Origin of the sequence: Paenibacillus sp. 7516 (genome assembly GCF_002272715.1) — a bacterium.
Taxonomy (GTDB): Bacteria; Bacillota; Bacilli; order Paenibacillales; family Paenibacillaceae; genus Paenibacillus; species Paenibacillus illinoisensis_A.
Map to the genome: position 1 here is coordinate 26,331 of NZ_NPBI01000025.1, position 12,173 is coordinate 38,503.

Below are 12,173 nucleotides of genomic sequence, written 5' to 3' on the forward strand. Positions count from 1 at the left end.
TGGTAATTATCTAAGCGTTTAAATAAGTAGAGTAATTTCAAATTAACAGGTTATTTCTTATATTGGAGGTTTCAAGTGAAAAATAAACTTAAGAAAATCATTGTCGTAACTACCGTGCTGGGGTTGGCTCAAACCGCTTGGCTTAATAATGTTTTGTTGGTTCAAGCCGCGACATCTTCTAGCAATACAGCTCAAACTCAAAAAGCTGTCAAAACGTTATCTAATATCCCGGCTGTCAAGCTATCATCTAAAAGCAGTGTTAAACTTACAGATGTCAATGTTCTGAATCAAGACGAAGGCAAGTTGATTACGTACACCCTCACATATACCAACAATGAGAAGCGAAGCTTGCAGTTAGTTGATTACTGGACAAAGGTTAGAAGTAAAGGTGGAACAAGTTATACATCTAAATTGTTGACGCAAGATGCAGAGAAAAAGAGTGTTGCTGCTGGCTCTACCTTATCCGTTACATATGTGACGACTGTGGGGAAAAACGTGCAGCTCAGCAATCTGAATTTTGAAATTGTGAAATGGGACTTCAGTAAGCCAAATTATGAAAGCATTCTGGGGAAAATCAATATTCCTGCCTCGTACACGGTGGCTACCCCAGTGAATACAGTCAAAAAGGTACGGATCAATGATATTCCGGTAAAAATTAAAGTTCAAGGCCTACAGACATTCTCTGCCTCGGACACATCCAACTATGCAAATGTGAAAATTAATCTGCATAACGTTGGTTATAAAGGGTTGGAGAATCCGAATGTGAAGTGGGTTCTGCGAACAAAAGGTGGCAGCAGCTATCCCCTTAATCTAAATTCGAACGATACATCTTACAGCGTACAGCCTCAAGAGTCCAAAAGCATCAATTATATAACAACTGTTCCCAAGAAAGTAAAGTTGGATGGGGCTGAGCTTATTATGGTACAAGAGAACGAAGCCGAGAAATCGGTTATTCCACTTGCGACGATGCAAATGCCGAAATCAACCTCGTTGCAGAATACAGAAGTTAAGGTTGGAAAGGTCCATACCATAACGCTCGAAGATAACAAGGGCAAGATGGCTACGAGTGTGGGGGATGTCAGTGTCAGTCAGACTCATGGTAATAACTACTATACAGTCAACTTCAAATTTAAAAACACGGGATCAAGGGAAGTTTCCGTACCCAAATATGATTTCTCGGTTCAAAACAAAAAAGGGAATGATTATCCGTTGTCTACCAAGGCACTGGATAATTTGAAATTGAAACCAGATGAAGAGCGCTTAGTTCGTCTGACATTTAGTTTGCCTTACGATGAAGCCGATGGAACACTGAAGTTGGTTATGAATACACCAAAAGCTGAGGACAACGAGGGTACAGAAAGCAAAGAAATTAAATTTTCGTATCCTGCGGGAACGTACATTCTTCCGAAAGCTACTTCCATGCAGCAATCTATTGGTACAGAGAGTACCCTTCAGATTGAGAATGGAACATTGGGAGTCACATGGAATTCTGTTCAGCGTCTTCCTTGGGACAACGCGGATGTTTTATCCGCAAGAGTTACTTTACGCAATGTTTCAACCAATACTCTTAAACTCCCGCAGCTTAAAGGGATGTTATCGATAGATTCAGCAGATATAGCAGATACTCAATTGTTAATTAGTCAGAACTCAGCTTTGCTTGGGCCAGGCATGTCGCTTGATGTACATCTATTAACATCGTTACCTACCAATCTGGATGTAGCTCAATTACAAGTGGCACTGTCTGAAGTAGTGGGCGAGAACACATCTGAATTGATCAGACTGACTCACATCGGTCAGCTTCCGCAGGTACCGCAAGTAGAGTTGGGGTCCAACTATGCGTTGAATACGCCTGGAAAGAAATCCGAACTCCAAGTGAAGAGAACATTGATCTACCCCGGGACATCTTCTGATATCGTATACACGGAACTCCAGGTGAAGAACGTTGAGGATCGGCAGATTGACCTAGCCAAATTAACGGGATATTACGAATCGAAGAATGGTGAGTATTATAAAACAACGGTTAAGCAGATTGATTATCCAGCAGGACCAGGTGATTCTGCATTAGTGACCATGTGGTCCAAAATTCCAAGGAAGACGGTTGTCTCTGATATGAGATTGTTGATTGGTGAGACTGTGGGGGGAGAAACCACAGATAAAGAGGGAGCGGTTGCTGGCAAAGGGTATGTGGATGCAGCATCGTTCGAACTCAAACCTGATCAAGAGCCTACATTGACAACAATTAAAAATGTGGATGTTTATCCTTATATCATTCAAACTAGAGATTTCAAAGCTTCTCTTAGCGGTGGCTCTACAGTTAACCTTTCATGGAACTACGATGCTGTACGAAATAATGAATTGAACTTGCCGGAAAGTGAACACAAACTTATTGTGCAGCTGATTGAACCTACTGGAAAAGTATTCGACAAAGAAATTGTGCTTGATAAAGACTTGAAAGAAGGTAACAATCAATTTTTGAATTGGACCATTCAGGATGTTGTTTTTGAAGATCGACGCAGTGGAGCTTATACCATTGCCATATATGATGAGTTCCAAGGTCAACGGATTAAACTGGCAACACAGGCGATGGGCTTTGTTCCAGCCGTCGGCAATCTACCAGGTGCTGAACAAATCCTGGAGTAAGCATCGTTGTTAAATCTTTCTATTAAAGATATGATAGAAAATGACGACAAATATATGTAGATTGTTTTAATAGAAGGGAAGGTACAATCATTAATGAAACCTTATATAAAAGTATCCCTAGCTGCGCTGGCTATCGGTGTTGGCGTGTGGGTTGGGTCTGTATACAGCAACACAGCTATCGGTGCAGGAACAAGTCAACCAGGCACAGCGGATGATCCAGTTGTGACAAAGAGTTATGTAGATCAACAAATTCAAAAGGCTTTAAACGGAGGTACTAATGCCGGCTCGGGAGGCTCCGCAGGCAATAATAGCGGATCTACAGGGACAGGCAGCACAGGTGGTGACACCTCGCTTCCACCGGTGGTATCTGGAGCATCTGATGCGGTAGAGATTGTTACCGTGAAGCCGGGTCAACAGCTGATCGGTGCATCTGGCGCGGAGTTCATTGTACGCAGCGGCAAGGCAGTTATCGTCAGTGAAGGTACGAACGGTGTAGCTGATCTGACGGACGGGGTTGACCTGACGAATGGACAGGCAGCGCCAACCAATCACCTGCTCTCTTTTCCAAGGGATGGACGGGGTATAACGGTATTGGATGGTAACAAGTACAGCCTGACAGTTATGGTTCGCGGCGGATATTCTTTGAAATAGGTTAAGCATTTATGCGCATTTTTATTCATTTTCATATGTGTAGATTAACCAGTTCTAACAAACATTTATACGGCTAGCCATCAGGGTTCCTGCTCACTCTATAATTGTACAAAACCAATTAACGGAGGTGCAGGAATCATGGCTAGAAGTAACCGCAGAGTGGTACCGGAAAGTCGTCAGATGCTGGATCAGATGAAATATGAGATTGCTGCCGAGTTTGGTCTGAATGTAGGGTATGGGCAAAATGCCCTTGCTGGTGCAGATACCGAGTTTGGTTCTGAGCTGGGAGCTGTGAGTGATCATTCCTATGGTCAATACAAAGGCTGGGGCCATCTGACTTCCCGTGAGAACGGATCGGTTGGTGGCGAGATTACGAAAAGGCTGATTCGTCAGGCAGAAAAGCAGTTATTATAAGGTTTTTCCTTATCCGACTTGGTTTGACACGGCTTGACAAATGCGATAAGATGGCATTTGAGGTATGCAACCTTTTCCAGGAGGAAAAGGTTGATTTTTTGTTAAGGCAATTACCTGAAAAATCCTTATCTTCGTAACTGCGGACCCTGCGTCCTTATTCCGCCCGGAAAGCTTTCGAGGGTACAGTGAACGAATCACCGTAAATGTTTTGTTCGGGCAATCGCCATACTACTAGTTATGGGAGGTTGAAACTTCATGTCTGTTAAAGGCCGACATCTATTCACATCGGAGTCTGTAACCGAAGGACATCCGGATAAGATTTGCGACCAGATCTCGGACGCCGTATTGGACGCGTTTCTGGCGAATGATCCAAACGCTCGCGTAGCGTGCGAAGTTTCCGTGGCTACAGGCTTAGTGCTTGTCATCGGTGAAATCAGTTCAGCTTCTGAATACGTAGACATTCCGGCCATTGTACGTAATACGGTTAAGGAAATCGGGTACACACGTGCCAAATATGGTTTTGACTACAACACTTGTGCCGTTCTGACTTCTCTAAACGAGCAGTCTGCGGATATCGCGCAAGGGGTTAACGCAGCACTGGAGAACCGTGATCCGGCTCAAGTCGCTCGCGAAACAGAAAACATCGGTGCGGGTGACCAAGGTCTGATGTTCGGGTTTGCAACGAATGAAACACCAGAACTCATGCCATTGCCAATCGCATTGTCCCACCGTATTGCACGCCGCCTCGCTGAGGTACGTAAAAACGGTACACTGGATTACCTCCGTCCGGACGGTAAAACTCAAGTAACGATCGAATACGACGGCGACAAAGTAGTTCGTGTCGATACAATTGTAGTATCCACTCAGCACGCTGAAGAGACTACCCTTGAGCAAATCCAAAAAGACATTAAAGAACAAGTTATCCTGCCTGTTGTTCCGGCTGAATTGTTGGATGAGCAGACTAAATATTTCATCAACCCAACAGGACGTTTCGTTATTGGCGGACCTCAAGGAGATGCAGGCCTGACTGGACGTAAAATCATCGTAGATACCTACGGCGGTTATGCACGTCACGGCGGTGGCGCGTTCTCCGGTAAAGATCCGACAAAAGTAGACCGTTCCGCTGCTTATGCGGCTCGCTACGTAGCGAAAAACCTCGTTGCTGCAGGTCTTGCAGACAAAGTGGAAATCCAGCTCGCTTATGCGATTGGTGTAGCCAACCCGGTATCGATTAACGTGGATACATACGGAACTGGCAAAGTCAGCGAAGAGAAGCTGGTTGAGTTGGTACGTAGCAACTTCGATCTGCGTCCGGCTGGCATCATCCGTATGTTGGATCTGCGCCGCCCAATTTACAAACAAACGGCAGCTTACGGTCACTTCGGCCGTACAGATCTGGATGTACCTTGGGAGCAAGTGGACAAAGCAGATGCTTTGAAAGCTCAAGCGGGTCTGTAAGTTTAATTGCGATAGATCAAAGCCTTTGGTTCCGATCAGGAATCAGGGGCTTTTTTGCGTACATAAGTAGTTGGCTAAGTAGGAGGTTTTATAAACGAATTTAGATTCCTTTTATTCCCTTTTGGCTAAATAAAATGTCTGTTCTAACCGACATACATAATGAGGTCTGTTCATTAGACAGGAGAAGAAATATAAGATGAGGGGGACGAATTGGTGCGTTTGAAAAGAATGGCCAAGAAGAGTACAATCGGGCTTTTAATCGTGCTATTAACTGCCCAAGGTTGGCTAACAGGTCTGCTTGGAGTGGAAAACACTGCTTATGCAGCAGATGACTTAACTACGTTAGGGGTCACGGCAACGTTACCTGTAACAGGAGAGAAGAACGTAAATGGAGCAGCCCCATTGGAGATCGAATTTGGCCAACCTGTTCGAAAAGCAGCGGGGACTGCCAGTGGATACATATCAATAAAACGTGTGTCAGATGATTCGGAGGTTATTCCACCTATCTTAGTGGACCCAACGGAATCAAGTAATATTAGCATTACACCAGATGACGCCAGTGTTCCGGATTTAGGGAGAAAAGTGACCATTAATCATGCACCTCTGCCAGGAGGAACATATTATGTTCAAATCGATAAAAATTCATTTGTTTACGCGGATGAGAATAATACTGCTTTCAATGGACTTAGCAAAGAATGGACGTTCCATACACAAGGTGTAGGCACAGCATCCTTAGTAGAGAAGGTTCCCGCGAATGCAGCGATGCAGGTATCACCTTCATCTAATATAACGATGACATTTGATAAAAAGGTTTTTGCAGGTGCTGGGAAACTGCAGATTTTTCAAGGGACTACATTATATGAGGAAATACCTGTGAATGCAGGTTCTCCACGTGTTAATGGTTTGGGGACGAATTCCATTGTGATTGATCCAGAGAAAAACTGGAATAGCAGCAGCACATATTATGTTGTTATGCCAGAAGGTCTTTTAAGAGATGAACTGGGGAACGACACCAGTGGAATTACAGGAACTGAGTGGGGTTTTGGCGTCATTTCGGATCCTACTGCTCTCACCGTATCATCTGTTTCCCCAACGAACGGTACGACGAATGCACCTTTGACGGGAGAACTAACGGTTACATTTAATAAAGAGCTTGATACCAATTATCCAGGCAATGCAACGTTGAGAAAGGCCAATGGTGGAACCGTAGCCGCAACAACAACCATTAGCACTTCAAACAATAGACAGCTGCGAATTGTTCCGCAGAGTACACTGGAAAGCAATACGAATTATTATGTGGATATTCCTGCTAACGTGTTTAGGGACAAGGCTGGTAACCTCTTTACAGGATTGACAGGTAGCAGTTCATGGGGCTTTAAGACGCTTAGCAGAGATACTACAGCCCCGGTTCTCAAAACAGTTAAGATGTATAGTAACAATACGATTCGACTTACTTACGATGAAAGTTTGTTCAGTGCGAATCCAGCTTATAGCAGCTTCACCGTAACAGTAAATGGGGAAGCACGTAATGTCAGCACTGCATATGTATCAGGAGATAGCGTATATGTCGTACTTGATACAGGTGTAGCTGTAGGGCAGGTTGTCCGGATTGGGTATACGCCTGGACTGCGTCCTATACAGGATACTTCCCTGAACCCGGCTGCTTCGTTTGCAGCACGAGATGTGGAAAATACACTGGACTCCGTCATGTCCAAACCACGGGAAGGTACTGTATATTACAGTACAATTAATCTATACTACCCTGAGACAGTATATATCAACTCCAGTGATGCGGTGTCACAATTCAGTGTGACTGCAAACCAGTCTTCGGTAGGAATTAACAGCATATCCTTAACTAATAGTTCAATGGTGACATTGAATCTGAGTCGTTCCATTACCGATGGGGAAGTGGTTCGTGTCTCGTATGCACCTGGCTCTTCTCCTGTAAAAGACAGTCGGGGACAAGCTCTTGCGGGATTCAGCGGCTTCTATGTTCGGAATAGCATCGATACCAAGGCGCCTGAATTTCAGAGTGCCGAAATAAGTGGCTCCAAGCTATGGATCCGTTATAACGAGCCACTTAGAACAACCAACAAACCGTTAAAAAGCCAGTATTCTGTCCTTGTAGATGGTAAACCTTTATTTGTAAACGACACGGATATTGAAGATGAAACCGTCACGCTGACTTTGGCTTCAGCCGTAGGCACGAACCAGAATGTAACACTTTCTTATGTACCTGGTGCATTGCGTTTGACAGACCTAAACGGGAATCCTGCTGGTTATATCAACTTAACACCTGTAAGCTACACAGCGGGTAATGGTATGGTGAAATCAGCTATATTGCAAGGGGATACCGTAACTATTACTTTTAGAGAATCTCTACAGTCACAGACGCTGCTTACCCCATCTCAATTCGGTGTACAGTTGGGAGGCTCACAGGTAAGTGTGGTTTCTGCAGCATCAACTGGTACAACACTAACTCTGAAGTTGTCCAGCTCGGGCACCAACGGACAAACAGGAACGGTAAGTTATGCACCGGGGATAATCCCGCTGCGTACGCTTGATAACGTCATTGTTGAGGCGTTTGGACCTTTATCGATTAGTCAGACTCAAAGCACAGGTTCAACTACCAATACTGGAAGTTTAAGTGGCAACCTGCCATCATGGCTAACCGTATCGGACACATCGGCTTTTAACCAGTCCATGTATGTCATGAGCACGGAAGCAGCGACAACAACTTCCGCCCAGTCACGCAATAGTCGCTCTACCCGTCAGTTTAATGTGGATGCTAGCAAGCTAAATCAGGCTTTTCAATATGCAAGCCTAAGCAACAATTCAAGTCGAATGGTCGTATTTGAAGTTCCTGCAACAGAAGCATCAGCTTATGTAGGATTCCCAATAGACACGCTAACAGAAATCGCTTCCCGTGAACGTTTTTCATTTATTGGGGTGAAATATGGTGATCGTCTGTGGTCAGTGCCTTTGTCAGATTTGAAGCCTTCCAGTATTGCGCAAAGCGTGAACGCAGGTTCGGGCTCATCATACTTTTATGTTCAACTCGAATCGGTTCCTGTAACGGTCTCTGGTACAATGGATGGTATGCTTGCATCCGCCGGAGCACAAAGAGTATCTGACATTACGGATGTTTATCTCTCAGCATATAATGGCTATAGTGGCCAGCGTGCAGAACAACTGGTGAAGAGTTCAATTGCACTCAGATTGCCTTCAACGACAACAGGACCGGCCACGGGTCTCGTCTACATTGATCAGGGTACTTCAGCTCTGGCTAATATTCCTCATCATTTCTCCAATGCAACTGGAGCGGTTATTATAACAGGACAGCTGAAAGGCAATCAGGCTATTGTGGCTGCATCCCATCCCGTTTCATATCGGGATACTGCTTCACACTGGGCTAAGGACGTCATTGGTGAGCTGTCTGCAAAATGGATTATCAATGGACAAAATGGAACCTTGTATGTTCCTGATCAGCAAATAACACGAGCAGAATTTGCTACTTTAGTGGCAAAAGGGTTGGGGCTGCCAGGCGACTATACTAGTGCTCAACAATTCAAAGATGTTCGTTATGGTGATATATCAGGTGCATATATTGGTGCAGCGGCTAAAGCGGGTATCGTCACGGGTAATACGGACGGTACTTTCAAACCGGATAGCCTCTTGACTCGTGAGCAGATGGCCATCATGATGGTTCGGGCTTTGGATTATGCAGGTCAGCCAACCGTACTCAAAACTTCGGCAGCATCAACACTGTCCAAGTTTAAGGATAGTAACAAAATTCAATCTAAGGAGTCTGTTGCTAAGGCCGTACAGGAAGGCATTATTCAGGGAATGACATCGAAGACGTTTGTACCACAAGGTAATGCAACTCGTGCACAAGCAGCAGTAATGTTGAAACGTGTCCTGAACAAATTGGGTTATCTGTAATCCGAGTGGAATTAGACTGTTTTATCTAGTTAATGTGGAGAGTGACAGTTTGACGAATTGATTTTCTCTTTTTTTCCAAGTTAGTAGCAGTATAAACTATAATCTACTATTTAACATGTGACTCTAAGTGTGGCAATTCCATGCCATGCTTGGGGTCTTTTTTTGTGCGGAATACCCTCAAAGTTGGCTGCGGGCGTAACTTTTTCCACGAAAAGCAGTCTATTAATAGTAGAGTATACTAGGGATCCGGCTGTTCTCTGCCATCTGGCGGCAGGACACGTGATGTCTAAGATTGATATACAAGATGGGAGAGACGTTTCAAACATGCTGGGGAAACACGGGAAACCGCTGGAAGACGTGAAGGGCAGCAAGGCGAAGAAATGGGCAATTGTGACACTGGCAGGTGTGATCTGGATTGCACCGGTTTTGGGAGCAGGGCAGCAGGTCTGGTCGGGAACGACGTGGCAGTCGGTAGCTGCTGCGGCATCTACAAGTACAAGCAAATTAAGTGAGGAAATTTTGACTTCCGGCGCGAAGCTCATGAAATACAAATATACAACCACAAGATCCGGCTCGAAAGTGAATGTGCTGGCAGACGTAATTCAGGTAGATCTGCAAAACCCTTATGTGAAACTCGATGTGATGACTGGTAAGGGCGGCAACTTGAACAGCAAACAAAGCACAGGCGGCATGGCCAAGGAAAACGGTGCAGTTGCTGCCGTGAACGGTGATTATTTTAACGTATCCGGGGAGCTTGCTCCAATTGGTGGACAGGTCTCAGACGGTGTTCTGATCTCCACACCTTCGGAACTGACGGGCATGTATGCCCTCACCGTGACCAAGGATGGCAAACCGATGATCGACGAATACTCTTTCGACGGTACAGTGAAGGCCGATGACGGTTCAACGTTTGCTCTGCGCGGAATGAATAAGGAGGATTACACGGTAGAGTCAGGCTCGGTCAAATATAGTCATGCCAACTCGATGTATATTTATACATCAGCCTGGACATCAACCAAACGCCCGAATGACCCTTCTACCACACCGACAGAGGTGCCGGTGCAGAACGGCGTCATCACACAAATTTCCGACAAAAAGGCATTGGACATGACGGTACCTGAAGACGGGTACATTTTGCGTGCACACGGAACAGCGGCTACCTGGATCATGACTCACCTCTCCGTGGGACAGACGCTTAGCGCGGATTACAAGCTCGTAGCCAAAACAACGGGGCAATCCGTTGACCCAAGTAACCTCGACATGATGATTGGTGGTCATACCATTCTTGTCAATGGAGGTAAAGCTGCAACGTTTTCCCGTGATATCGCCTCTTCCGGTATTGGAGGTATTCGTGCGAGAACAGCGGTAGGTTATTCTCAGGATGGTCGATATGTCTATATTATTGCGGCTGAGAAAAACAGTAACAGCAGCGGCATGTCGCTGACTGAATTGCAATCCTTCATGACCAGTATCGGCGTATGGAAAGGCATGAACCTGGACGGCGGCGGCTCTACCACCATGGTGACACGTCCGCTTGGGGAAGAAAATGCAAGTCTGACCTTCAACACGGAATATGGTACAGAGCAGCGTCAGGTCGTAAACACGCTCGGCGTATTCTCTACGGCTCCGGAAGGCAAGCTGAAAGGCTTCGCTGTAAGTGGCAGCCAAACGCTGCTGGTAGGACAAGAGGGCAAGTATTCAGCCAAAGGGTATGACACGTATTACAACCCGATTGCGACCGGAGACATCAAGCTGACCTGGAAATCAAGCAACAATGGTATCGTCAGCGTAAGTAATGGTGTGATCAAGGGTGTTAAACCAGGAACGGCTACGCTCACAGCAACAAGCAACGGAGTATCTTCTGCCATTAAAGTAACGGTGCTCGGTGGAAGCGAGCTGTCCTCTCTAACTGCGGGTTCTGGTCTTGGTTCGCTGAAAGCGGGAACGACCATGTCCATCCCTGTGACTGCGAAGACGAAAGATGGGCAAAGTGTAAGCGTTCCGGCTGATTCACTGACATGGGAATTTATCGGTTTTAAAGGTAAAGTGGCTGGCGATCAATTAACGGTATCTTCTGTAAATTCAGGAGCACAGGTTGGATATGCAATCGGTCGTTATGACGGATACAGTACGGTCGTTGTTCTTACGGCTGCTGACAGCGAAACCACCTGGGAGAACTTCGAGAATGTGAGTTATCCAATCAACTTTACAACGAATGCCACTGGCGTAACTGGTTCAGCAGCCGTAACGGCGGGTACAGGTGAAAAGGCTGGCTCCAAAGTGCTGCAGCTGAGCTACGACATGACTGCAGGTACAGGGAAAATGTATGCTTATGCCCAATTGAACGGGACAACAGGCAGAGAAGTATCTTCAGCCGCAACGTCCATGTCGATGGATGTAATGGGTGATAAGAGCCTGAACTGGCTCCGTGCAGAGTTTACGGATGCCAATGGCAAAACCGTATATGCCGATCTTGCGAAGGCCATTGACTGGAGCGGGTGGAAAAATGTGAACGTGGACCTGAGTGGTCTGAACATTGCATATCCAGCCAAGCTCAAACGTGTCTATGTAGTCAATGTAGAAGAGGGCCAGGATGAGCGCGCCATGACAGGTACCGTTGCATTTGATAACATTGCCTTCACCATGCCATCGAAATCCAGTGAAGTAGGACTGCCTACAGGAACAGCTTCCCTGGTGCTTGGGCAGAAGTCGATGACCGTGAACGGAACGAAAAAGGCAATTGATGCAGCACCGGTACTGAAAAATGGTACAACATATGTCCCAATCAAACATGTACTGGATGCCTTTGGCGGACAGGCAAGCTGGGATAGCAAAAATCAGCGGATCACCGTTATTCGCGGCGGGAAACTGATTGATCTGGTTGTGGGACAGAAAGAATTCATCTTGAATGGAAAAAGACAGAGCGCAACAGTAGCCCCATATGTATCTGGAGGTAGGACTTTAGTCCCGCTTCGACTCGTTTCCGAGCAGCTTGGATTGACTGTAAAATGGGAACAGAAAACGAAGACCGTTACCATCTCATCGTGATATGGTATGATATATACCGG

At 45.7% G+C, this 12,173-nt stretch carries 6 protein-coding genes; all 6 read left to right on the forward strand.

The window, feature by feature from the left end; all coding sequences use genetic code 11:
* Nucleotides 1-75: 75 nt before the first annotated feature.
* The 6 genes from CHI14_RS22060 (at nt 76) to CHI14_RS22085 (ending at nt 12,153) form a co-directional block, all read left to right on the forward strand.
* A complete protein-coding gene (locus CHI14_RS22060; protein ID WP_095291341.1) occupies nt 76-2,640 on the forward strand; it encodes a DUF4352 domain-containing protein in 2,565 nt (854 codons plus the stop codon).
* A 93-nt stretch (nt 2,641-2,733) separates the two neighbouring features.
* Complete coding sequence (locus CHI14_RS22065; RefSeq protein ID WP_095291343.1) at nt 2,734-3,291, forward strand: hypothetical protein; 558 nt, start codon at nt 2,734-2,736, stop codon at nt 3,289-3,291.
* 138 nt (nt 3,292-3,429) lie between these two features.
* Entirely contained in the window at nt 3,430-3,705 is a 276-nt protein-coding gene (locus CHI14_RS22070; RefSeq protein WP_095291345.1) for an alpha/beta-type small acid-soluble spore protein, read from the forward strand.
* A gap of 255 nt (nt 3,706-3,960) precedes the next feature.
* A complete protein-coding gene (gene metK, locus CHI14_RS22075) occupies nt 3,961-5,163 on the forward strand; it encodes a methionine adenosyltransferase (RefSeq protein ID WP_095291347.1) in 1,203 nt (400 codons plus the stop codon).
* Between the two features lie 213 nt (nt 5,164-5,376).
* Nucleotides 5,377-9,105, forward strand: a complete 3,729-nt coding sequence (locus CHI14_RS22080; RefSeq protein ID WP_095291349.1) for a SwmB domain-containing protein — start codon at nt 5,377-5,379, stop codon at nt 9,103-9,105.
* A 324-nt stretch (nt 9,106-9,429) separates the two neighbouring features.
* Complete coding sequence (locus CHI14_RS22085) at nt 9,430-12,153, forward strand: stalk domain-containing protein (protein WP_095291351.1); 2,724 nt, start codon at nt 9,430-9,432, stop codon at nt 12,151-12,153.
* Nucleotides 12,154-12,173 lie beyond the last annotated feature (20 nt).